This is a genomic window from Phenylobacterium sp., assembly GCF_041913825.1.
Classification (GTDB): Bacteria; Pseudomonadota; Alphaproteobacteria; order Caulobacterales; family Caulobacteraceae; genus Phenylobacterium.
The window spans coordinates 165,215-185,906 of the sequence record NZ_JAYSEO010000010.1 but is presented as its reverse complement, the minus strand read 5'-3'; the positions used below and the strand labels follow the sequence as shown (position 1 = coordinate 185,906).

The window sequence follows — 20,692 nt, the reverse complement described above, 5'->3', positions numbered from 1 at the left end:
TCGCCAAGGCCAAGGAGATCCTCGGCTGGGAGCCCACCATCCCGCTCCGCCAGGGCCTCGAGAAGACCATCGCCTACTTCGACGAGCTGCTTCGGTCGGACGCCGACCTGATGAAGGCTTAGGTCCCCGGCTGCACGTAGGGGACCTTGGCGAACAGCTCGCGCTCGGCGCCACGGGGGTCGTCGGCCATGCGGGTCTCGGCGTCGAAGATCATCGTTGGCCGCCGCGGTAGGGCATAGCGTTCCCAGTGAAGCAGGGCGGCGTGGTTCGGGTCGCCCGTACGGGCCAGGGCGATGAAGGCCCCGCTCATCAGCGCCGCCAGCCTGCGCGCGTCGGGGCCGTCGCCGGTCTGCGCGCCCGGCGCGGCGGTGTTGTCGAACACCAGCGGGATATCCAGCGTGTGGAAGGCCTTCAGCCGCCCGCCCTCGGCCGGGGAGGGGAAGTCGAGCTGGTAGGCCCAGGTCGGCGCGCCCTGCTGCGCCCGAAGCTCCGCCTCGATGATCGCCCCCCGCCAGGAGCGCGAGGCCGTGGTCGCCGAGAACAGCACGTCGCTGGGGCTGTAGTGCGGGTAGAGTTCGCGGTAGCGGGCGATCACCAGCTCCGGCGAGATGTCCACGCGCATGTTGGGCGCGAGCTTGGCGGCGAGGCCGTCCCAGTCGACGGTGAAGTTGCTCTCGTCGTTTCCGAGGAAGGCGCGGGTCTCGTCGTGGGTGTTGCCGATGATCATCGGGATGGCCGCGCTCTGGCCCGGCGCGTCCGGGTAGAAGGGGTGGCGTTTGAGACTCCGCTCGTCGAGCACCGGGCCGAAGTAGATGGAGCCGAACGGCAGGATGGGATCGCGGGCGCCCATGGCTTCCACGAGGCGCTCGGCCGGCAGGGTGCGCAGGCGGTCGGTCTCAGTGGGGCGCAGCTTCAGGGCGTCGAGCCAGGCGAGGGTGCGCTGCGTGGCGTTCAAGGGACCAGAGGCGGTCACCTGCTGGCCGCTCATAGTGGCGGCGCCGTGGAACAGGCCGGCGGCCGACGGCATCGCCATCAGGGTGGCGATCTTCGCCCCGCCGCCCGACTGGCCGAACACCATCACCCGGGAAGGATCGCCGCCGAACGCGCCGATATTGTCCCGCACCCAGCGGAGCGCGAGCACAAGGTCGAGCTGGCCAGCGGCGCCGCTGTGAGCCAGCTCCGGTCCGCCCAGCCGCGCCAGATAGGCGTAGCCGAAGGCGTTCAGCCGGTGGTTCACGGTCACCACCACCACGTCGCCGCGGCGGGCGAGCCGGGCCCCATCGTAGAGCGGGCTGGAGCCGGAGCCGGTGGAGTAGGCGCCGCCGTGGAAGTAGACCATCACCGGCCGCTGGGCCCCGTCGCGCACGCCGGGGGTCCAGACGTTCAGGAACAGGCAGTCCTCGCCCTGGTTCGGCTCCGATCCCGGCTGCGGGCAGGCCGGGCCGTAGGCCAGGGCGTCCCTGACGCCGGTCCAGGGCGCCGGGGGGCGCGGCGGCTCGAACCGTCTCGGACCGGTGTCGGCGCCGTAGCGGATTCCCTTGAACACGTTGATCGGTCCGTCCGCGTAGCCACGCACCCGGCCGGCGGTGGTGCGGGCGACCGGGTGCTCCGCGCTCCAGGCCGCGCCGCTCCAGGCCAGGGCCGCCCCCGCGGCCGACAGGCCGAGCACGCTTCGCCGGTTGGTCCAGGTCATTCGATCCTCCCTTCCGGGCAAGCTATGACACCGGTAGCATTCGGCCAAGGAGATCGCATGGACCTGCACCGCCGCACCCTGCTCGCCGGCGCGCTCGCCGCCGCGCCGGCCGCCGCCGCCGTGGCGGATCCCGCCGAGGTCATCCCGCTATGGCCGCGCGGGGCGCCCGGCGGGGGCGGAGCGGGTCTCCGGCAGGCGATGATCGAACGCGCCAAGCCTGGCCAGCCGGCCGACCGCGCCGTCACCGGCGTCACGCGACCGACGCTGACCGTCTTTCGTCCGGAGCGGCCCAACGGGCATGCCTGCCTGATCGCGCCGGGTGGCGCCTACATCCGGGTGGTGGTCGACAAGGAAGGGTTTGAGTTCGCCCGCTTCCTGGCGGCGCGCGGCATCACCGCCTACGTCCTGCTCTACCGGCTGCCCGCCGACGGCTGGGCAGGCGGACGGGAGGCGCCGTTGCAGGACATCCAGCGCGCGCTGCGGCTGGTCCGGGCCTCGACGCCGACGCCCGGCAGCGTCGCTGCGCTGGGCTTCTCGGCGGGAGGCCACCTGACGGCGCAGCTCGCCACCCGTTCGGCAGAGGCGAGCTACCCGCCGCTTGACGTCGTCGATCGCCTGCCGGCCGCGCCCGACGTGGCGGGGCTGATCTATCCGGTGATCTCCATGAGGCCGGAGATCGCGCACATGGGCTCGCGCCGGCAACTGCTCGGTGACGCTCCCGCCGAAGCGGACGTGCGGGCCTATTCGATGGAAACGAGGGTGCGCGCAGAAACCCCGCCCACCTTCCTCGTCCATGCCGCCGACGACACCAGCGTCCCGATCGAGAACAGCCTGGCCATGCACCAGGCGCTGCGGACGTCGAAGGTCCCAACCGAGGCCCACTTCTTCGAGGAGGGCGGCCACGGCTTCGGGCTGCGGGGCGCGGCGGGGAAGCCGGCGTCCGCCACGCCTGAGCTGTTCCATGCCTGGTGGATGCGCCAGGTCGGCCGGGAACCTTGACGGCCAGGCTTCGTTGAAGCTGATCGCCGGAAGCTGCGCCGGCCGGGGATTCGCAGCCTGAACGCTTGGGGGAAGTAGCAAGATGGCGGTGACGCTCGACCAACACCTGTCGGCCGGCGGGATCGAACCGGGCCTGGCCCGGCTGCTCGCGGTGGTCGCCGACGCCTGCGCCGACATTAGCGCGCTGGTGCGCCGCGGCGCGGCCGGCGAGATCCTGGGCGCGCTTGAGAGCGAGAACGTTCAGGGCGAGGTCCAGAAGAAGCTCGATGTGATCTCCAACGACCTGTTGATCGAGGCCTGCGCCAAGGCGCCGGCGCTGGCGGGCATGGCGTCGGAGGAGATGGACACCATCCATCCCGTTCGCCCGGTCTCGGCCGAGGCGCGCTACCTGCTGCTGTTCGACCCGCTTGACGGCTCCAGCAACATCGACGTCAACGTGTCCATCGGCACGATCTTCTCAGTGCTGCCGGTCGCCGCCGATGCGCCCCGCGAGGCGACCGAGGCCGACTTCCTGCAGCCTGGCCGCAACCAGGCCGCCGCCGGCTATGTGGTCTACGGCCCGCAGACGACCCTGGTCTTCACCACGGGGCAGGGGGTGAGCGCCTTCACCCTGGACCCGAAGACCGACCAGTGGCTGCAGGTCACCGACGCGGTGGCGATCCCGCGGGAGACCAAGGAGTTCGCCATAAACGCCTCGAACATGCGCCATTGGGCGCCGCCCGTGCGCGGCTATATCGAGGATTGCCTGGCCGGCGAGACCGGTCCGCGCGGCAAGAACTTCAACATGCGCTGGGTGGCGTCCATGGTGGCCGACGTCCACCGGATCGTCATGCGCGGCGGGGTCTTCCTCTATCCCTGGGACGCCCGAGAGCCGAACCGGGCCGGAAAGCTGCGCTTGATGTACGAAGCCAATCCCATGGCCTTCGTGATCGAACAGGCGGGCGGCGCGTCGTTCGACGGCTTCGGCCCGACCCTTGATGCGAAGCCCACGGGCCTGCACCAGCGCGTGTCGGTGATGCTGGGCTCCGCCGCGGAGGTGGAGCGCCTCCAGGCGCTGCACGAGAAGGCTCTGGCCCCGGCCTGACGCTCGTCAGGCGAAGCCGGAGAGGAAGCTCTCCACATTGTCGGCGAGAGCGTCCACCGCGTAGCCGCCCTCCATCACCACCAGCGTCGGCAGGCCGAGGCTCGCGATGCGGGCGGCGATCGCGCCATATTCCGGGGTGGCGATCTTGAAGTGCGAGATCGGGTCGCCCTCGTAGGTGTCGGCGCCGTAGGAGACCACCAGCAGCTCGGCTCCGAACGCCGCGATGGCGTCGAGCGCCGTGTCCACGGCCGCCATGTAGGGCGAGAGCGTCGTGCCGCGGGGCAGCGGCAGGTTCAGGTTGGCGCCCTCGCCGGCGCCCGCGCCGCGTTCGTCGGCGTGGCCCCAGTAGAATGGGTACTCCGTCGAGGGATCGCCGTGGATGGAGGCGAAGAAGACGTCGGCGTCCTCGTAGAAGATGTCCTGGGTGCCGTTGCCGTGGTGGTAATCCACGTCGAGGATGGCCACGCGCCGACGGCCGGCGTCGCGCGCCGCCCGGGCCGCGATGGCGGCGCTGTTCAGGTAGCAGTAGCCGCCCATGTAGTCGGCGCCCGCGTGGTGGCCAGGGGGACGGCACAGGGCAAAGGCGGTCCGCTCGCGGCCGTCCAGCAGCGGCTGCAGCGCCGTGAGCGCGGTCTGCGCGCCCCAGTAGACCGTCTCCCAGGTGCCGGCGGTGATCGGCGTTCCCGCATCGTAGCTGTAGCGCCCGATCCGGGCGTCGATGCGGTTCAGGTTGAGCGGGCGGCGGCCCACCACGGGCCAGGTGTAGCCGATCGCATCCCCGGGCCGGCCGGCCTCCTGCCAGAGTCGATGCGCGCTCTCGAGAAAGGCCAGGTAGTCGGGCGTGTGCGCGCGGGCGATCGGCTCCAGCCCGAAGTCCTCGGCCGGGGCGAGCGGGCCGACGCGATCGACGATGACCTGGGCGCGGGAGGGGAGGTCCACGTGCGGCACGAAGGCGCCGTTGTGCAGCTCCAGCGCCGGCGCGTGGCCGAGCTGCCGGGGATCGAAGACCTTGAACACGATGACCTGTCCGACTCCGCCTGGGTTCGCCGACCGCTATAGCAGGTGTCGCGGCGGGCGCACGCCGCGGCGCGGCCGCGTCACGACCTCACCCCAAGGTGGGGACTACGTCCGATGTCTGGAGGACGTGGTGGGTGTACAAGGATTCGAACCTTGGACCCGCTGATTAAGAGCCCGTGTTGCAAGAAAACCTAAGAGCCTCAATCTACCGCATCCGACCTCAATTCGTCGCAATTTATAAACACTGAGTTCTAGTGCGGTGTTCATACCACCACAAAGCGCCACCATGAACCGCGATTACCACAAGGGGGAAGCGGGGGGACCAGAGTGTCGAACCGCTTGATGCGCCAACAGCGTGGGAAGAGTGTGAGCCAATCCCCCAGAAATCGAGTGCGCCTGAGCCAGTGGCGCAAGAGCGGACGGCGTGAGCGTAGCGAAGGGTGAATACCTGACGGTGCGACTGGAGAATGGCTTCATGCTCGCCTGGGCTTCCCCCAACGTTCCCCGAAAGGGCGCTGACACGGTTCATCATGCAGCGGATTGGGCCTTCGCGACGCTGACGGGCTTGTCGAGCTTGATGGACTCGCCGAGCCTGAAAGATGGCGGGCGCGGGGCTCGCCTCATTGTTCAGTGATCTCGGTATTACGCCCCTTCGGACTGGTGAACGCCTCAAATGACGACGTTAGAAGAGGGAAAGGCGGCGGCCGCCTATTTCCAGCAATTTGTTCGAGCGCATACTGAAGAGTGGGCTGATTTGATGCGGGGCGTGAACCCCAATCAGGGGTACGGACGCAGCGATATCGCCCATCAAGCGCACGATATTTCAGTCATGCTGTACCACTACACGGATGAGCACTTCAAAAACTGCTTCATCCCCGACAACTACGCGTCACCTGCGCATTTTCGGGCAAAGTTGGCAACGTTTGACGCGATGCTGTCTTCTGCGCTCCAGGAACTCCGAACCGGCGCCAAGGCCGCTGCCAACATCCCTGAAACTGTGAGCTGGGTGTACGAGGCGGTGGAGGGCTGCCGCTTTGCGGTCGAGGAGACCCTGCGCCAGCTGGGGTCGGCAGAGGCCCCCCCAGTGCGCGGCGAAACAGACACGTTCGAGATTCTCGAAATGATCGCCCGGCGCTTCCCCGCCGTGGTCGAACGCATGAAAAAGCGCCGCTCGCCCGCCGAGCCGCTGACAATCGCGAACGAGTATGACGTCCAGTTCCTGTTCCAGGGACTCGCTGCCCTCTATTTTGATGACATCCGCCCGGAGGAGCCAGGCCCAAGCGTCGCGGGCGGATCGTTCCGCGCCGACACATTGCTCCGGGGCGAGAAGGTGATCGTCGAGTTCAAGATGGGCATGAAGGACACTGAGCTTCGCAAGCAGCTAGCGGACGACTTCGTTCTCTACGCAAAGCACCCCGATTGTCGCGAACTGTTCATATTCGTGTACGATCCGGCGAAGCTGGTCGAAAACCCGGCCGGCTTCGAGCACGACATGTCTCAGCCACGGCCGCCCCTCGTGAGAGTTCGAACCATCGTTCAGCAGGGTTAGGGGGCCTGCCTTGGGTTTGAGGCTCACTCTCAATTGAAGCCCTCCGGCATCCCCTCTGAGTGCGATCACCGATCATCTTCGTGCCGAATCGCGGTGGGCGTGTGATGGTTTGCCGAACACGGAGGGATTGATGAGCGAGTTGCCGCCAGACGAACCGCCGCCCCCTGCTGACGAGGACCAAGAGCCCACCATTTTTGATCAGCCGGACGGCACAGACTGGTACCTTGCTTGGCTGGTGAACATGTCAGACTTCGGCGTGGAACACGCAGTGACGTTGCACGTGAGCGGGGCCATCATCACCGGTACCCTGATCAGCGGCCGCTCATTTTTCCGCGAACTGGCGGAGCTCACGCGGGGACGAGGCGTACCTGGCGACGGCACTATCACTGACACGATGGCGACGAGCTACGAGGCGTTTGCCGAGAACATGTATCCAGAAACGCAAGAGAGCGATCGGCCGACAAGGCCTGTTGGCTACGTACACTTGCGGAATGCGCGCGTGATTACTGGCGAGGGAACGGTCATTCCCCGGAATGGTACGCTTTGGCGCGGCAAGGCCAGTGCGATCGACGGCGTCGCCTTGGGCGCACTGGAAGTCACCCGAGGCTGAGCGCCGCGCCGAACTGGGACGGCGGTCAGTAACCGCCGCGCTGCTCACTCGCCGAAGACGGAGGCCCACAACGCGGTCGCGACAGCCACAAAGCCCCACAACACTCCAAGCACGATTGCATACCCCAAGCTTGCCGAAAGCGCGTCTCCAATGCGGGTGCTGAGCGCCTTTGCGATGGGACTGGGCGGAGGCACGCTGTCCAGAAAGCGCACGAATAGCGTCCCGTCTTCCGGGTGAATGATGGTGCGCTCGCCGTCCTTCACATGCGTCGGGTACAGGTCCACGACCTGTCCATCCGGCCAAAGCTGAATCGGCGTTGCCTTCGGGTTCGAGTGTTCGAGTGCAAAGATGGTGTCATCGCCTCGGAATACGGGGCGGTAGCCCCGCTCGACGAGGCGGTGGAGCCTTCGGGCTACCAGTTCACCGTGAGCCCAGTGCTGTCGCCAACGCCGCTCATCCTCAGGGGACATCGGCACTTCGGCGCTCTCGAAGTCGGGCACGGCCTACACCTTGTCGCCGTCGTCAATGCCGTGCGCCCTGTCGAAGGGCTTGACGGAATCCCGGTCGAACCACTTCGACATCATGAAGTGAATTGCCTTCAGAACCTCGAAGATGCGCCAAAGCAGCCATAGGCCGAGCATCGCCGCGCCGGACCAGAAGAAGTTGTACATTCCGGCGGTCATGTCGAACATTGGCATCCGCTGAGACTAGCTCAGCCGTAGACGGGCTTGCAAAGCAGAGTCCGCCTGCCACCTTGGAAGATCTTCGGCCGGCGGCTACCCGCATCTCGGCCGCCGCCTTATTTCTGCCGGCTCGACGCCGAGCTTGGCCGCAGCCACATCAGCCAGGTTTGCTCTCCAGCTTCGACGCATAAGCAACTGCGTCCTCGAGCCGCTCGTAGCGGTATTCGCGATACACGAAACGGTCCCCGACTTTCGCGATTCGGAACGGCCACATGCGCGCCGCGTCGGCGATTGCGACCCCCTGTTCACCGGCCCATGCACGTACTCGCGACTCATGTTCGTCACGTGCCATTTGGTCGACGCGGTCGCGCTCAGCCTCTTCGGCACGGGCAACGGCTTCAAGCTTGGCGGCTTGCTCTTGGAGCACGCTGACCCGGATGCGAACGTATTCCGCTTGGCTTCGCGCCACGTCTCCATCCGCCGCAACGAGAGCTCGGGCCCAAGCGCCAGGTTCAGCTGAGCCGGTGGCTAGTTCCCGGCCAGCGATCTCGAAAGGGTCGTCGGATGTCGTCGCTTCCAGGAGTCGGTTCGGCTCGGCATCCGCGACCGCCGCCTTTCCTTCTACCGCGAAGGTCATTCTCAAACCGGCGGCTAGTTTCGTCGGCAACTTCATCGCACCCAACCCACTGTGATTTAGGGCACTACTTCTTTGAACCGCCGACAGCGTCAATGATTCCCGGTTCGTGAGGTGGGGGGCGGTGCCTTGAGGTCAGCCCCCGCTCGGCCGTCGCAGCAGCTCCGCCGGCTCGACCCCGAGGGCGTCGGCGAGCCTACCCAAGACCCTCACCGTGGGATTGCGACGTCCGTTCTCCAGCTCGCTCAGGTAGGACCGCTTGAGGTCCGTCTCGGCGGCGAGATCCTCCTGGGTCAGCCGGAGGCGAAGACGATGCCTTCGCACGTTGTCCCCCATCAGCTTGACCGCGTCCATGGCGGCAGAAGCGCGGTTCCGCCCGAGTCTTACCGTCCCCCAAACGTGACAAAATCCTGAGCGGAGCGGCGCGAAGCGGGTGATAACCAGCGCCTCGACAATTCAGGGGAAGAACATGCGCGTGATTGTGGCCATCGGTCTGTGCGCGGCGCTGGGCGGCTGCGGGGGCGGGGACCTGGGAGGAGGCGAGGGGCCCCCCGAGGCGGCGCTCAGCGCCTGCGTGAGGCTGCTCTACGAGGGTGGCTACACCCGGGCCCCAGGCGTCGGCGACGTCTCGCTGCGCAGGTTCGTAGAGACGATCGCAGCCAACCCGAATGCGTCCCTCACCTGGGAGCGGGACGGCGAGACCTACGTGCTCCACGACGTCGTGCAGGACAAGGTGTCGGGCGGCGCGCAGACCTTGGACTTCCAGTTCGCGCGGCTGGACGAACCCGCCCCGGCGTCAGACGCATGCGGGCCGGGCCAGGTGATCGTGCGCCGGCTGATCGTGAACGGCATCGAGCTGCAGGGAATCCAACAGACGCTGACGGTCGACAAGATGCTGGAGAAGACCAGGAAACCTTGATCGGAACGGAGGGACCTTGGGGAGGCATTGACGATGGTTGCGGCAATGCCTCCCCTGGCTCACCTGCCAGCGCGCGAAGCTGCGCACTACAGGGGTGACAGCCCGACAGAAATGTCAGGGAAGGGACACTCTCGTCCCTGAGACCTCCTCTCTACGTCTTCGCGACAAGGCGGTGCGCTCCGCGCGCATACCTTGGCTTCAGGCTGTACACGGGGCCCAGGCCATCGCGGATCAGCGGGCCCTCGGGACCACTCAGCTCATCCAGGACCCTGCGAATGGTGGTCCCATGGCGCAGGTGGGCGGCCCGGAATCTTCCGTGTGTCAGGAGGTCCGAGGCGGCGCGCACAGCGTCGAAGACGACCACTGCGCCTGTCGGTCGGCCGACCCGCGTCTCGCGCGCCTCCATGAGGTCGAAGAGTGGCCGGAGCTTGCGCACAAGTGAAACTGGACTGCCGTCCGCGCCGGAAGCGGCAGCCTGGACATGGTTGCGCGCTTCGCCGAGGAGAGGAGTGACCGCCGCGACGTACGCTCGGACGAGATCGACGGCGTTGTCGCCGTCCACCTCGCCGTCTCCGCCACAGTCGAGAACGCGCATGGCTCGTCGGTTCGGCGCGGCAACCTCCACTCGGATCTGGTTCTCCGTCTTCGGGTACACCTTGGCGCAGGGACCCGTCTCCTGCCTCCACCAGCGGAGGGCGGTAAGGCTCCTGCCGGTCTCGACCGACACGCGGTAAGCGTCGATCACGGTGCGCTGCGTCCCAGACAGCACCGCGTGCTGAAGGCCTTCAACGACCTTGACCGCATCGCCCACGGCAAGGTCGGTGCAGGCCTCGCACGATCGCAACCACAGCCGCTCCTCGGCAAAGTCGACATCGGGGGGCAGCGCCGCGCTGAGAGCCTGCGCGAAGGCATCGATCGCGCCGCGGATGACCTCTTCCTGCTCGCTCAGCACCTCTGCGCCGCGCCCTTCCGTCGGCCCGAGGTGGTTGTCGTTGCCGTCCAGCGAACCTTCGAGCCCAGCGGCCGGCCCCAGCCGACGCGCAAGGACCCTCATGGGGTTGATCCGTAGTTCGCTGTTCGGGGTGAGTTCAATGCGCCTCTGGGAGGGGTTTTCGGAGAAGACGAGCTCGGCCGTGAGGCCGACGTCATCCTCGATTGAGAGCAGGAGCACGATCCGGTTGGGGTGCTCGTCGGCCTCACACTGATGGCCGGAGGCGATTAGGCTGTCGCGGATCAGCCGCGGCAACCCGGGCCTATACGGCTGAATGCTGCCGCTGACGCCGAACGCGATGGCGTCCAGGACTGCGTCTTGTGGTTCAGCAATGTGGTCTCGGTCTTGTTGGTTCATGGGGTCATCCTTCGGCCGCACACCCTGGGTCAGCGGCCGCAAGTGGTTGTTGGGAGGTCCGGCTGGACCGTGTGCTGGGGCGACCCCTCAGAGCCGCCCCCATTGCGGGCTCAGAGGCCCGCCATCTCGTCGTCCTGGATCGCGATCGGCTGACCCGACACGTCCTTGAGCCGTACGCCCTCATAGTAGGGCGAGTTGTTGGTCCTCGACCGTCTGCCGCCGTGGACGGCTTCGATCAGAGTCGAGAGCCGGCGCATGGCGCCGTCGCTTGCGATGGTGATGGGATCGAAGTCCCGATCGCGGGCGAACGCCCTGAGCGCCGCCTTGAGGTCGGCCGTCGTGACCCGCGCCCCATGAGCCTTCTCCAGGTGCAGGTGGGCGAAGATCGCCACGCCGTCGCCTTGGTGTTGCATCTGCACGAGCGCTTCCTTGTGGCCGCGCGGGAGGGTGAAGACGCCCCGCCGCATGGCCCGCTCGAAGCCCTGAGCCGCCCAGGCGACAACGCCGGGCAGCTCTTCCTTGACCTTCGCCAGGAAGGTCGCGTCCACTTCTGCGTCCGAGAGGGAGCGCTCGAACGAGATCACCAGCGCGCGCCTTTCGATCGCGCCTGACCTGTCCTGCACCCGCGGCAGTTCGTTTGTCGCGAACACGTGGAAGGCGTGGCACCGCATCTCGAACGTCTGTCCGTAGCGGTGTCTCCCGGTCACGGTCTCGCCGGCCAGGATCCTTTTGACGAAGGCGCTCACGGCAGCTTTCCACCCTTGAGCTCTGTGCACACGTTCAGGACCACGCCGGAGAGCCGCGCGCGCTCGAACTCGCTGGACCAGTCCTCGGGCGAGACCGAAGCCATCGCTGACGGCGGGAACAGCAGCTGAAGGACCTCGATCAGGGTGGATTTTCCTGAGCGGGTCGCCCCGTGCAGGACGAGCATCCGCCGCACGTTCTCCTTCTCGGGCAGTCGCCCGAAGAGGATTGACCCAACGAACTCCTGAAGCGCGTCGCATGCGGACTGGTCGGGAAGGACCCGCTCCAGCCCAGCTACGAATGCCGGCGCCACGGCGTCTCGATCGAAGTCGATCGGGACCCTAATCCGCGACTTCGTGCACGCATCGTGCTCGTAGACCTCCAGTTGTTGGGTCTCGCTCTCCCATGTCACGTACCCATTGCAGCAGTTCAGCCCAGGCATGGCGTCGGCTAGGTAGCCCTTGCTCGCGACAATCGCTGCGAGATGCCGCTCAGCTTCTCGTTGCCCATGTTCACGCTGCAGGAGCGTCACGTCTGGCAGGCGCCTCCGCATGTCCCGCCGGACCTCCTCAGCCCTGCGGCGCAGGAAGACCCCCTCGTCCTCCTGCGCGTTCTCTTCGTCGACCGGCGCCTTCCAGAGCCAGTAGCAACCTTCGTCGTAGAAGAACTCGTCGAAGTCCTTGCGCACCTCGTCCCGGTACGCCTCCGCGACAGCGGCGGGCGTGCTGCAGACGCGCTCCCCCACTGTGTTCCGCAGCGTGTTGCTGAGTTCCCGCAGGGCTGCTGCAGGAATCTCAGTCGCGTCATGGATCGCGCTGATCACCAACGAGAGGTACCCGTCTGTGATCTGGTCGTTGTGGCAGCCGGAGAGGACGGCTTTGATGCCCTCCACGTCGCGCGGGGAGCAACCCCGCGCCTCGTCTAGCCAGTGCTCGAATTTAGCGGGCGACACGGACGAGCGTCTCCGGGGCCGCATGCCGTTGCGACACGGGGTGGGTCGCCCCGCCGCCAACGTGTGTTTCGGATTGTTTAGTCATGGTCCTCCTGGTCAGCTAGATGCCTGACCAAGCGGGTGTCGCGGTCAGCGCGACATTCCAAATGCAGCAATCGTTTGCGATGTCAAAAATAATAAAGGCACGGAGACAGTGGATTTCCCGCGGCGTCGCGGCTAGCCCGTGCTCCCCGTAGATTTCCCGCGGTGTGGCATTGGAACGCACGAGCATTTTTGTTGCTGAGGGTGGCGGAATCTGCACGAAAGCCGCGCCAATCTTCGCTCACTTGTCTTGTGCTGTACCGTAACAGCTGACCGCCTCGTTCTCATTTCATGGCCCTGGCTGCGGCATCTCGCAGTGCAGGAACCCCAAAAATGGAAACGCTTAGCGCTCTCGCGGCGCGTTTCGGTGCGCCCGCAAACCCGTCTGAAATGGAGGCGCACCTCCTCGGCGAGCAGGCTCCACACACCAGCCACGCCGAGCTTGTGCTCGCCTATCTGGCTCACTTCGGCTCTTCACCCACCAACCTTGAGGAACTGGTCGAGGCCATCGACCAGGTGCCGGACGAGGAGGATCTCTCGGCGTTTCGTTGCGCGGAGGGCGTGGCAGTCACCTCCGCCAGCGACGGCTGGTGGGTTCTCTTTCAAGAGCCCGGCCATGGATGAGACCATTGCCCGAGCGCTGGCGGAACTGCCGCCGCTTTGGACGACCGAGTCCCGTGATACAGATGAGATCGTCCTGCCGGTCCGCCTCTCGACCCGGTGGCGGCGGCTGACCTGGTACCCGGTGGAGCGGGAAGGGGAGATCGTCTTCGGCCTCACCCTCGTAACGGTCCCCGAGTGGCGGCACTTCCACGTCGAGGAGTTCGGTCGCCTGTACGGCGGCTTCCCGGTCGCCAAGGACGCCTCACACCTGGCCCGACGCGTCCCGCGTGTGCCTGAGATCGCCATGCATCGCTTGGACGACCTCACGCCGTTTGTGCCGAGCCGGCCGAAGGTCTGGCCATGACTTGGCTGAGCCCCTCAAGCCTAGGCGCAGCGGCCTCGCGGCTTGCGCCGCTCCTGCGGCAGGCCGCCGACGTCATCCAGGGCGTCGGACCTGCAACGCTGCGCCGGGCCTCAAAGGCCGGGGCAGACGTCAACCTGATCAAGATCGTCATCAACGTGGTCTGCAAGTAGCGGGCGGCTCGGCCGCCTAACCCTTCCGGACGTGGAGAGCGGGCGACGGCGCAAGCCGTCGCCGTTCTCATTTCAGGATCATCTCAATGCCTACACAACGCCACCTCTTGGCGCTCGCTTTCGCGCGTGGCGCCGACATCCTCGTTCTCGACGCGGACCTGACCCCCGCGGACGTCGAGCAATTCGTCTGGCTGGCCCGCTGGCTGGTCCGGCAGGGTCACCTCGCCACCTTCGCGGTCACGGGGGCACCCGATCGTACGGACGCCGTTGGAGCCATGGGAGCCATTCGCGCGCGACTAGGGGACCTGTTGGTCGACGCAAACGTCGCCGCGGGGCCGCCGTCCGATGAGCCAGACCCGGCCTTCCTGGCCGCGGTCTGGGACTTCGACCAAGTCCTCGACGGCGTCCCAGCATCGACGGCGCAGTTCCTGGGCCTCGATCTGGAGGTCATCGCGCCGGTGTCACCGGACGAGGAGGTGGGCGCCTCGGTCCCGGGTATTCCTGGGCTCCGCCGCGTCTACGCGCGCCCGTTCTGTTCGGGCGACTTTGCGCACGAAGCGCCACCAACAAGCCCATAGCGCCGCAATTCGCCCCAAAGCGCCTCAAGCGGCCACCTTCCACACAATCTGGAGAACCTGAATGCCCACCATCACGCGTGGGCTTGCAGCGAACCCGCCGGCCATTCCGGCGGGCAAGCGCAAGCTGCGCCTATTCGACGACAAGCTGACCGGCTTCGTCATGGAGGTCTGGGCCTCCGGCGCCGTGACCTTCTACGTCCGCTACCGGGACCAGCGTTCCCGCCAGCGGGAAATCCGGCTCGGCAAGCTGGGCGACGTGACCGTCGACCAGGCGCGCAAGCGGGCGCAAGAAATACGAGCCGAGGCCAGCCTGGGCCGGATCGATCCGGCCGCCGAGCGGGACCGGCTGCGCTCCATCCCCACGTTCTCGGAATTCGTGGAGAACCGCTACCTGCCAGACGCCAAGGGCCGGCTGCGGTCGTACCGCGACCATGAGAGCTTCTACCGCCTGCGCCTCAAGGCGCAGTGGGGCAACAAGCGACTGGACGAGGTCCGGCCTGCGGACGTGGCCGAGTTCCAGGAGAAGCTCCGTCGGCAGGGCCTGACCGACGCCAGCGTCAACAGGTACACGGCCTTCATCAGGCGCGTGTTCAACCTGGCCCTGGAATGGGAGGCATATGAGGGAAAGAACCCGGCGCAGCGGGCGCAGATGCGGCGCGAGCAGCACCGGGAACGCTTCCTCTCCGAGCCTGAACTGCGGGCATTCTTTCGTGCGCTCCAGCTCATCCCCAACAGGTCGGCCGCGCATGCCCTCGCGCTGCTGGCCGCGACGGGCGCCCGGCGCGGCGAGGCTCAAGGCGCCCGCTGGGAGCACATCGACACGAACCGGCGGCTTTGGACCGTGCCTCTCTCCAAGAGTGGGCGCACGCGCCACATTCCGCTGTCCGACGCCGCTCTGGCCATCCTGGAGGCGCAGTGGGACGCGGGCGGCAAGGACAGCGAATGGGTCTTCCCGAGCAAAGACCCGGCCAAGCCGATCGTCGACCTCAAGAAGCCCTGGACCCGCGTCAAAGCCCTGGCGAGCCTCGACGACGAGCTGCGCATCCACGACCTCCGCCACACCTTCGCCAGCACGTTGGTGGGGAAGGGGAGGAGCCTCCACGAAGTCGGCACGCTGCTCGGCCACAGCCAGGTCAGCATGACGATGCGCTACGCCCATCTGGCGCCTCAGCGACTGATCGAGGCGGCCAACCTCGCCGTCCCTGAACTCGCCTGAGGCTATCCCTGATTAACCTCGACCTTGGGCCCGCCGCGCGCGGGCCCCTTCTCTTTTTGGAGCTAGTGATGACGAAGAAGCGCAATGCAAAGCGCAGCCGCCCTACCATGGCTGCGGCTCTGAGAGGTGCGCCCCTGAAGGGTTCGCAGCTTCCCGATCCGGGCGCGGTCGAGGACGCCCTCGCGTCCGTTGAGCCCCTCCAGCTGCTCACGCCCGAAGAGGCGGCGAGCATCCTTGCCGTTACGAAGCGCACTTTGGAGTACTGGAGGATGACAGGCGAAGGGCCGCGCTTCCTCAAGCTGTCGCGAGCGACCATCCGCTACACGGCGGCGGATTTGGCTGCATTCCAGGCGGCCTGCGGGCGGAAGAACACGGCGTAACGGCCGGACTACGCGGCTTGATGTAGCGCAGTTTCCTCGTGGTAGCTCAGCCGCTCCGTGAGACAGATCGTGTCGCGCCGCGCGCTACGTGCGAGTTCCACGGTCAGGAGGCTATCATCCGGGTAGGCCGGACTCAGTTCAAGTCGCAGATATTCGAACAGGGCCCGATCGTGGACCGCGATCATCACCTGGCGGCGATGCTCCTTGCTCAGCGTCCGCAGCAGGGCTGCCAAATGTGCGATGTGCACATCGTCCATCGATTGCACTGGATCGTCGAGGATCAGCCAAGGCAACTTCGCCGGCACCGACAGATGCAGCGCCAGGAAGAGCGTAAGCGCGGCCGTGTTGAGGTTCCCGGCGCTCAACATTGCGCCGGGGGTGCCACCTGCGTCTCCACCTTCACGATGTTCGGTGATCAGCTTGGGCTGCAGTCTCTGGGTACTCGACTGCGGTATGCGAAACGCGGGCACGAATGGTTCAGCGGGTGCCAGCCTGACGAACAAGTCGCGCCATAGACGGTTGAGGCGGTCGTTGAACTCGCCGCGAATGATGTCGGAGCGCACCTTGTCGACCGTGGCGCGGATTGTCAGACCCTGCTCACGAACAGCCTGACCCTGCTGCAGCGCTTTCTCAGCGGATTCGAGTGCGGCCTGGTCGGCGCTCATCTCTCGCTGGATGGCCTCACGCTGCTCAATGATGCTGCGTCCGGCGGCGATTAACTCCCTGGCAGCGCGCCGCGTGGCGAGGCGTACGTTTAGCGTTCGGACGGACTCGTCGAACGTCGCCGCGAGCCGGGCCGCCGCGCTGGACAGCGTCTCGACATCGGCGAGCGGGGCCTGCCCAGCCGAAGCTGCAACCTGTTGCAACGTCTCCCGCGCCGCCCTCCCCGAGAGGTCTCGGGCCTGGCGTCCCGAGAGCGCACGCCGCGCGGCCACATTCTCATCGGTAAGACGTGCGCCTTCGGTAATGGCCGGGCTTAAAGCGTCGAATTCGGCGAGCGCAGCCTCGATGGTGGCGGCCAGACGGTCGAGTTCGGCCAGTTCCCGCGCTTCGAGTTGGCGGCCCGTCAGGCCTTCGATCTCAGACTCGAGCTGCTCTAGGGTGGCTTGTTGCTCTCCCCGAGACCGGCTCAAGTTGAGCAGCCTTTGGGCTGACGCCGAGAGCGTTCTGACCTTGCCATGGACGTGCTCAATGAGGGGCTGAGTGCTCACCTCACGGTAGTTCCGATCGCACACTGGACAGGCTTCGTCAGTGATGAAGCTGGTGAGCTCGGCCAGCGCTGAACTCAGGCCGCCGGAGTTGGCCGCAATCTGTGCGAGCTCGTTGTCGATCATCTCCAACTGGCGACGTGCGACTGCGAGTTCCTCGCCGGCCGCGGCCAACCTCGCTACGTCGGCCCGCGCGCGCGCGGCACGATCAACTACGCCCGCCTTTTCGCTACGGAGGAGCCGCAGCGCCTCGTCTCGGAAGTCGATAAGGTCCGCGGGCAGGGCGTGGGACGGCAACAGAGTGGCAGCGCGGGTACGCAAGCCCTCGACTCGGGCACCCTCCGCCGAATGCCAGCGCTCCAGTGCAGCCTCGGTGTCCGCCAGCGCGATCGGGAAGTCTGCTTCGTCGCCGGACGCGCCCTTGCTCGCTTCAAGGTCTGCCTCACGGCGGATCGATTCCAGCTGCCGCCGCTGATCCGTGATCTTAGCGAGCGCCGCCTCGTCGTCAGCGTCATCGAGTTCGGCGTGAAACGCATCCAGAGTTGTCTCGGTGGGCTCCTCGTCGAGGTCCAGCGCCTGCCCAAGGCTTGCAAGCTCTTGAACCACCGAGTCGAGCCTAGCTTGCGCCTCCTCGCGCCGGCGCCGCTGGTCGGCCAGGATGCGCTCAAGCCGGGATTTCTCGGTTTCGGCCTCGGCCCATGCAGGGGCAAGCTTGCGAACGTTGCGGACGTCGGCGAGTGGCTTCAGGCCGGCTTCTAAAGCGTCTAGTCGATCGAGCCCCAGAAGATCGCCGACGAACTTCGCGAGCGGCGAATTCATCCCTGCGTCTGATTCCTGGTAGATTTGAAGCAGTTGGCCCAGGAGTGATTGCGGTAGGTAAGCTCGCTCCTCGAAGAATGCGGCAAGTTCGACCGGAAGAGGCTCCGCGGCCTGGATCCCGTTCGCTGCGAGGCCCGCGTGGAAGCGCTCATCGACCCCATCGCGACGTGCGCGGACTTGAACGCTGCCCTCCGTGGTCGACCGATGGAGCAATTGCGTGGCGAAGTTTGGATCGGCGCGGCGCAACGCTTGAACATTGCCTGTCAAGGCGAGTTCCAGCGCCGATAGGAGGCTAGTCTTTCCGGCACCGTTCTCCCCATGAACGAGGATGACCTGCGCATCGAGGGGCACGACCACTCGGCCGCGGATGCTGCGAAAGTTGAGAACCTCCAGTTCCTGAAGTGTAAGGCTCATTCCGATGCCTCCACGATCAGCGCCCTCTCCAACACGCCGGTCATTGCTTCGGTGACCGAAGCCTCTCCGTCCGCGGAGGCGTCGAGCACACCTCTAAAGCCTGCTTGGTCCACCTCCTTCGGAAGCGCCGTGAGCAACCTCTCCATCGCACTACCCTCGCCACCGTCCGACGGCGGCGAACTTGTCGGCACCTGCAGCGGGAGGAGGAGCCCGATGCGATCGTCAAGAGCCGCGACCGAGCCCTCGCCCGTCGCCTCCGGGGGCAGGGATTCAACGTTGAGCACGCGACAGGTCTGGGCGAGTGCCTCGATGTCGCCTGTGAGCGCGGCGCCGGCCAAGATCACCGTGACCACGTAACGCGAGCCTGTCACGTCCAATGCGCGGCTGAGGGCCTCCACACGCTGGCGCACTTTGGTAGCATCACGATCGCCGAAGGCACCGGTGGTGGTGTCGACCAGCAGCACAAGATCCAGGGCGCGAGCCTCCCGCCCTCGCAAGGCGGCAGTGAAGTCGAAGCTCACAGTAGCCACACGGAACGGCGTCGGAATCTGCGTGTAACCCGCATCGACCAGGCGCTTTACAATCGCGTTGACGAGGGGCGAGTCGCTCACAACGTCACCTCCGCGACGAACCGATTCGCCAGCTCGTCCACCGTGGTTGATACCTCAATCAAGGCTTCAATGCTGACATGTCTGGTTTCGACGGTACCGGTCCTCCCTGGGGCCCGGCTGCGCCGGCGCGCTCCGCCGGCCGAAGCCTGCATCTGACCCCACACAGAATCGGCGTGGATGACGATCGCGTTGTCGTTCGCGAAGGCCCCGTGTTTTTCCAGAGCGATGGCTTCGCCTGCGCTGCGCACGAGGAAGAGGGGACGCCGGTTGGCCCCTGTCCACCCAGCCGCGGCCACCAATGCGCCGGCCGCAATGGCGTCACCGGCCGGCAGTTCGATGGCCCAGAGGCCTCGAGCGCGCCCCTCCTGCAGCAGAGAGAGCGCAATGCCGAGCGAACCCAAGCCAGCGGCTTGGGCATTCTGGTCGCCGACAAGCTGTTCAGGGGTTGAGGCGCTGAGCACCTCGTAGGCGTCCAAGTTCGCTGGCGGCGCGCCGCTCCGAAACATGGCGAGCAGCCGGGACCAGATGGCCATGCCCCGATTGACTGCCGCGGTTCTGTCGCGGGTAGTCGGATCGACAATTGCCAGGTCCGCCACAGCGTCGCGCAGCGCCACCAGCCTGGATGCGAGTTCGGCTCCGAGCACCTCCTTGCCCGCGGCGTGGAGGCTCAGTCCCAACAATACGATCAGCTTGTCGGCGAGGACCTTCAGGGTCAGTGCTACCAGCACCTGCTCGGCCCAAGCCCGCAGGTGCGCGCCAGCCTCGATCTCGTCTATGTGCGCGTTGTACGCGTCGCCATATACGATCTTGAGAACATCGCGCTGCCCATCCTTGATTTCGTCCTCGCAGAAAACGTGGCCGGGGGCCTGGGGCGCGCAGGGCCAGGGCCAGGGATGCACCTGCTTTGCCGCGGAGAACACACCTTGAAGATTGGCGTCCTGAATCGACAGGCCTAGGACCAGCGACTTGCGGTTTGTCGCCAGCTCCGTGACGATCCCGCGAATTGAGCTGAAGATCGGGTTGTTGGGCCACTCGGCGATCTGGGTGTGGCTCCCGGTAAGGTACTTTCGATAGACGCCTGGTTCGTTTGTGGCGTGGATAACGCAACCATGAAACTTTAGGAGCCGGGCTCGACCAGGCGCGCTCCGCAGTTGCTCAGGATCAACGACTACTTGCAGGACGCCGGCCTGCCCACTGGTGAGGCGAGTCACGGCGGCTTCGATGAAGCCGTCCCAGTTCGCGGACGCTACTTCGCGGACGGCTCCCTCAAGCATCAGGATGGCGATGCAGAGGTGCTGCGACGCGGGTGGCGGCGCATGCGCAAAGGCGGCCCGAACATCGACCGCATCCCAGAGCATGTAATCAGCCGGCTCGCCCTTGATGCGAATATCGAGAAGCCGAGAGTAGCTGTTCCAAATCTCGTCGCGGACCGCCTTGCGGATTGGCCACGTTTCGAATGGCTGTGCCAGCAGGGGCGCCGCATCCTCCGCCTTCACACGTGCCAGCCTAAGCGCGGCCTGGAGCGCGGGCATGTACTGCTCTTCCGTCGCCGGGTCGATCGACCGGCTGCGTAGGAACTCCATCGCCCGGTCAATCAGATCGCCCAAGTTGGCGGCGCTGCGGGAAATCCCGGAACCGACCCAGAGTGCGAACTCACCGTTTTCCACCGCGCGAGCCACCGCAGCGAAGTCGCCATCGAACTTCGCCAGAACCTCACGCACACTGATGTTCGTCGCATCCGGCGACGCCGGCATGGCTGGGTCTTTTCCTGCTGCGGCGCGCGACAAGCTTCAGCGCCCCCGATGCTCAACCTATCGGGATGCAGTTGGTTGTAAAGTTGCCTGCAGCCGCGGGGCGGAGCGGTGCGACCAAGTCTGTCGCTGCCTACTGATGCACGCTGCGATGCCGGCTTGCGACAGTCTCAGTCGAGCCTACTGGGACAGTTCGAACCCATCCCCGGTGGGGATGTGAGGGGAACGCGCACCACGCTCCACCCTGCACGCCGAAAAATTCCAG

The 20,692-nt window shown here is 66.3% G+C and carries 24 protein-coding genes; 12 read left to right on the top strand and 12 right to left on the bottom strand.

Annotation, left to right across the window (positions count from 1 at the left end):
• Window positions 1–118: 118 nt before the first annotated feature.
• On the bottom strand, window positions 119–1,693 hold the full coding sequence (locus tag ACE3Q8_RS10680; protein ID WP_374470263.1) for a carboxylesterase/lipase family protein: 1,575 nt from the start codon (window positions 1,691–1,693) through the stop codon (window positions 119–121).
• A gap of 57 nt (window positions 1,694–1,750) precedes the next feature.
• On the opposite strand from ACE3Q8_RS10680, the gene ACE3Q8_RS10675 reads away from it, so the two are divergent.
• Both ACE3Q8_RS10675 and ACE3Q8_RS10670 read left to right on the top strand, forming a co-directional pair.
• Entirely contained in the window at window positions 1,751–2,692 is a 942-nt protein-coding gene (locus ACE3Q8_RS10675) for an alpha/beta hydrolase (protein WP_374470262.1), read from the top strand.
• 82 nt (window positions 2,693–2,774) lie between these two features.
• The gene (locus ACE3Q8_RS10670; RefSeq protein ID WP_374470261.1) at window positions 2,775–3,776 is read left to right on the top strand and encodes a class 1 fructose-bisphosphatase; all 1,002 of its coding nucleotides are present in this window, start codon (window positions 2,775–2,777) and stop codon (window positions 3,774–3,776) included.
• Between the two features lie 6 nt (window positions 3,777–3,782).
• Here the strand turns inward: ACE3Q8_RS10670 and ACE3Q8_RS10665 are convergent, their stop codons facing one another.
• Window positions 3,783–4,793 carry a histone deacetylase family protein gene (locus tag ACE3Q8_RS10665; protein WP_374470260.1) on the bottom strand — a complete coding sequence of 337 codons (1,011 nt, stop codon included), beginning with the start codon at window positions 4,791–4,793 and terminating at the stop codon, window positions 3,783–3,785.
• Between the two features lie 424 nt (window positions 4,794–5,217).
• Between ACE3Q8_RS10665 and ACE3Q8_RS10660 the strand changes: the two genes are divergently transcribed.
• The 3 genes from ACE3Q8_RS10660 (at window position 5,218) to ACE3Q8_RS10650 (ending at window position 6,952) form a co-directional block, all read left to right on the top strand.
• A complete protein-coding gene (locus tag ACE3Q8_RS10660) occupies window positions 5,218–5,427 on the top strand; it encodes a hypothetical protein (RefSeq protein WP_374470259.1) in 210 nt (69 codons plus the stop codon).
• 39 nt (window positions 5,428–5,466) lie between these two features.
• Window positions 5,467–6,342, top strand: a complete 876-nt coding sequence (locus tag ACE3Q8_RS10655) for a hypothetical protein (RefSeq protein WP_374470258.1) — start codon at window positions 5,467–5,469, stop codon at window positions 6,340–6,342.
• A gap of 130 nt (window positions 6,343–6,472) precedes the next feature.
• Window positions 6,473–6,952: a hypothetical protein gene (locus tag ACE3Q8_RS10650; RefSeq protein ID WP_374470257.1), complete on the top strand. Its 480-nt coding sequence runs from the start codon at window positions 6,473–6,475 to the stop codon at window positions 6,950–6,952.
• A gap of 44 nt (window positions 6,953–6,996) precedes the next feature.
• Here ACE3Q8_RS10650 and ACE3Q8_RS10645 read toward each other — a convergent pair whose 3' ends face one another.
• The 4 genes from ACE3Q8_RS10645 to ACE3Q8_RS10630 all read right to left on the bottom strand — a co-directional run bounded on the left by ACE3Q8_RS10645 (window position 6,997) and on the right by ACE3Q8_RS10630 (window position 8,593).
• Window positions 6,997–7,452, bottom strand: a complete 456-nt coding sequence (locus tag ACE3Q8_RS10645; RefSeq protein ID WP_374470256.1) for a hypothetical protein — start codon at window positions 7,450–7,452, stop codon at window positions 6,997–6,999.
• Between the two features lie 3 nt (window positions 7,453–7,455).
• The gene (locus tag ACE3Q8_RS10640) at window positions 7,456–7,644 is read right to left on the bottom strand and encodes a hypothetical protein (protein ID WP_374470255.1); all 189 of its coding nucleotides are present in this window, start codon (window positions 7,642–7,644) and stop codon (window positions 7,456–7,458) included.
• Window positions 7,645–7,792: 148 nt separating this feature from the next.
• On the bottom strand, window positions 7,793–8,308 hold the full coding sequence (locus ACE3Q8_RS10635) for a hypothetical protein (RefSeq protein WP_374470254.1): 516 nt from the start codon (window positions 8,306–8,308) through the stop codon (window positions 7,793–7,795).
• A gap of 96 nt (window positions 8,309–8,404) precedes the next feature.
• On the bottom strand, window positions 8,405–8,593 hold the full coding sequence (locus tag ACE3Q8_RS10630) for a helix-turn-helix domain-containing protein (protein WP_374470253.1): 189 nt from the start codon (window positions 8,591–8,593) through the stop codon (window positions 8,405–8,407).
• 145 nt (window positions 8,594–8,738) lie between these two features.
• Between ACE3Q8_RS10630 and ACE3Q8_RS10625 the strand changes: the two genes are divergently transcribed.
• On the top strand, window positions 8,739–9,188 hold the full coding sequence (locus tag ACE3Q8_RS10625; RefSeq protein ID WP_374470252.1) for a hypothetical protein: 450 nt from the start codon (window positions 8,739–8,741) through the stop codon (window positions 9,186–9,188).
• A 151-nt stretch (window positions 9,189–9,339) separates the two neighbouring features.
• Here ACE3Q8_RS10625 and ACE3Q8_RS10620 read toward each other — a convergent pair whose 3' ends face one another.
• The 3 genes from ACE3Q8_RS10620 to ACE3Q8_RS10610 form a co-directional block, all read right to left on the bottom strand.
• The gene (locus ACE3Q8_RS10620) at window positions 9,340–10,536 is read right to left on the bottom strand and encodes a hypothetical protein (protein WP_374470251.1); all 1,197 of its coding nucleotides are present in this window, start codon (window positions 10,534–10,536) and stop codon (window positions 9,340–9,342) included.
• A gap of 110 nt (window positions 10,537–10,646) precedes the next feature.
• Window positions 10,647–11,282, bottom strand: coding sequence for a hypothetical protein (locus ACE3Q8_RS10615; protein WP_374470250.1), 636 nt, complete (start codon window positions 11,280–11,282; stop codon window positions 10,647–10,649).
• Complete coding sequence (locus tag ACE3Q8_RS10610; RefSeq protein ID WP_374470249.1) at window positions 11,279–12,232, bottom strand: hypothetical protein; 954 nt, start codon at window positions 12,230–12,232, stop codon at window positions 11,279–11,281. Before ACE3Q8_RS10610 ends, ACE3Q8_RS10615 begins: the two co-directional genes overlap by 4 nt.
• Before the next feature lie 414 nt (window positions 12,233–12,646).
• Here ACE3Q8_RS10610 and ACE3Q8_RS10605 point away from each other — a divergent pair, with 414 nt between their 5' ends.
• The 6 genes from ACE3Q8_RS10605 (at window position 12,647) to ACE3Q8_RS10580 (ending at window position 15,624) form a co-directional block, all read left to right on the top strand.
• Window positions 12,647–12,937, top strand: a complete 291-nt coding sequence (locus tag ACE3Q8_RS10605) for a hypothetical protein (protein ID WP_374470248.1) — start codon at window positions 12,647–12,649, stop codon at window positions 12,935–12,937.
• Window positions 12,930–13,280 carry a hypothetical protein gene (locus ACE3Q8_RS10600; protein WP_374470247.1) on the top strand — a complete coding sequence of 117 codons (351 nt, stop codon included), beginning with the start codon at window positions 12,930–12,932 and terminating at the stop codon, window positions 13,278–13,280. The genes ACE3Q8_RS10605 and ACE3Q8_RS10600 overlap by 8 nt, the downstream gene beginning before the upstream one ends.
• Window positions 13,277–13,450 (top strand): hypothetical protein, encoded by a 174-nt coding sequence (locus ACE3Q8_RS10595; RefSeq protein ID WP_374470246.1) that lies wholly within the window; start codon window positions 13,277–13,279, stop codon window positions 13,448–13,450. Before ACE3Q8_RS10600 ends, ACE3Q8_RS10595 begins: the two co-directional genes overlap by 4 nt.
• An 86-nt stretch (window positions 13,451–13,536) precedes the next feature.
• Entirely contained in the window at window positions 13,537–14,028 is a 492-nt protein-coding gene (locus tag ACE3Q8_RS10590; protein ID WP_374470245.1) for a hypothetical protein, read from the top strand.
• 61 nt (window positions 14,029–14,089) lie between these two features.
• Complete coding sequence (locus tag ACE3Q8_RS10585) at window positions 14,090–15,244, top strand: tyrosine-type recombinase/integrase (protein WP_374470244.1); 1,155 nt, start codon at window positions 14,090–14,092, stop codon at window positions 15,242–15,244.
• A 68-nt stretch (window positions 15,245–15,312) separates the two neighbouring features.
• Window positions 15,313–15,624 carry a helix-turn-helix transcriptional regulator gene (locus tag ACE3Q8_RS10580; protein WP_374470243.1) on the top strand — a complete coding sequence of 104 codons (312 nt, stop codon included), beginning with the start codon at window positions 15,313–15,315 and terminating at the stop codon, window positions 15,622–15,624.
• Window positions 15,625–15,632: 8 nt separating this feature from the next.
• Here the strand turns inward: ACE3Q8_RS10580 and ACE3Q8_RS10575 are convergent, their stop codons facing one another.
• Genes ACE3Q8_RS10575 through ACE3Q8_RS10565 form a run of 3 tightly spaced genes read right to left on the bottom strand, consistent with a single transcriptional unit; the run spans window position 15,633 to window position 20,430 of the window.
• Complete coding sequence (locus tag ACE3Q8_RS10575) at window positions 15,633–18,065, bottom strand: AAA family ATPase (protein WP_374470242.1); 2,433 nt, start codon at window positions 18,063–18,065, stop codon at window positions 15,633–15,635.
• Window positions 18,062–18,676 carry a hypothetical protein gene (locus ACE3Q8_RS10570; RefSeq protein ID WP_374470241.1) on the bottom strand — a complete coding sequence of 205 codons (615 nt, stop codon included), beginning with the start codon at window positions 18,674–18,676 and terminating at the stop codon, window positions 18,062–18,064. The genes ACE3Q8_RS10575 and ACE3Q8_RS10570 overlap by 4 nt, the downstream gene beginning before the upstream one ends.
• Window positions 18,673–20,430, bottom strand: coding sequence for an SIR2 family protein (locus ACE3Q8_RS10565; protein WP_374470240.1), 1,758 nt, complete (start codon window positions 20,428–20,430; stop codon window positions 18,673–18,675). Before ACE3Q8_RS10565 ends, ACE3Q8_RS10570 begins: the two co-directional genes overlap by 4 nt.
• Window positions 20,431–20,692: the final 262 nt, after the last annotated feature.

Bases quoted from the DNA above. Each gene is read 5' to 3' on its own strand.
- ACE3Q8_RS10680 (WP_374470263.1), bottom strand. From the start codon at position 1,693: ATGACCTGGACCAACCGGCGAAGCGTGCTCGGCCTGTCGGCCGCGGGG.
- ACE3Q8_RS10675 (WP_374470262.1), top strand. From the start codon at position 1,751: ATGGACCTGCACCGCCGCACCCTGCTCGCCGGCGCGCTCGCCGCCGCG.
- ACE3Q8_RS10670 (WP_374470261.1), top strand. From the start codon at position 2,775: ATGGCGGTGACGCTCGACCAACACCTGTCGGCCGGCGGGATCGAACCG.
- ACE3Q8_RS10655 (WP_374470258.1), top strand. From the start codon at position 5,467: ATGACGACGTTAGAAGAGGGAAAGGCGGCGGCCGCCTATTTCCAGCAA.
- ACE3Q8_RS10650 (WP_374470257.1), top strand. From the start codon at position 6,473: ATGAGCGAGTTGCCGCCAGACGAACCGCCGCCCCCTGCTGACGAGGAC.
- ACE3Q8_RS10640 (WP_374470255.1), bottom strand. From the start codon at position 7,644: ATGTTCGACATGACCGCCGGAATGTACAACTTCTTCTGGTCCGGCGCG.
- ACE3Q8_RS10635 (WP_374470254.1), bottom strand. From the start codon at position 8,308: ATGAAGTTGCCGACGAAACTAGCCGCCGGTTTGAGAATGACCTTCGCG.
- ACE3Q8_RS10625 (WP_374470252.1), top strand. From the start codon at position 8,739: ATGCGCGTGATTGTGGCCATCGGTCTGTGCGCGGCGCTGGGCGGCTGC.
- ACE3Q8_RS10620 (WP_374470251.1), bottom strand. From the start codon at position 10,536: ATGAACCAACAAGACCGAGACCACATTGCTGAACCACAAGACGCAGTC.
- ACE3Q8_RS10605 (WP_374470248.1), top strand. From the start codon at position 12,647: ATGGAAACGCTTAGCGCTCTCGCGGCGCGTTTCGGTGCGCCCGCAAAC.
- ACE3Q8_RS10600 (WP_374470247.1), top strand. From the start codon at position 12,930: ATGGATGAGACCATTGCCCGAGCGCTGGCGGAACTGCCGCCGCTTTGG.
- ACE3Q8_RS10595 (WP_374470246.1), top strand. From the start codon at position 13,277: ATGACTTGGCTGAGCCCCTCAAGCCTAGGCGCAGCGGCCTCGCGGCTT.
- ACE3Q8_RS10590 (WP_374470245.1), top strand. From the start codon at position 13,537: ATGCCTACACAACGCCACCTCTTGGCGCTCGCTTTCGCGCGTGGCGCC.
- ACE3Q8_RS10585 (WP_374470244.1), top strand. From the start codon at position 14,090: ATGCCCACCATCACGCGTGGGCTTGCAGCGAACCCGCCGGCCATTCCG.
- ACE3Q8_RS10580 (WP_374470243.1), top strand. From the start codon at position 15,313: ATGACGAAGAAGCGCAATGCAAAGCGCAGCCGCCCTACCATGGCTGCG.
- ACE3Q8_RS10575 (WP_374470242.1), bottom strand. From the start codon at position 18,065: ATGAGCCTTACACTTCAGGAACTGGAGGTTCTCAACTTTCGCAGCATC.
- ACE3Q8_RS10565 (WP_374470240.1), bottom strand. From the start codon at position 20,430: ATGCCGGCGTCGCCGGATGCGACGAACATCAGTGTGCGTGAGGTTCTG.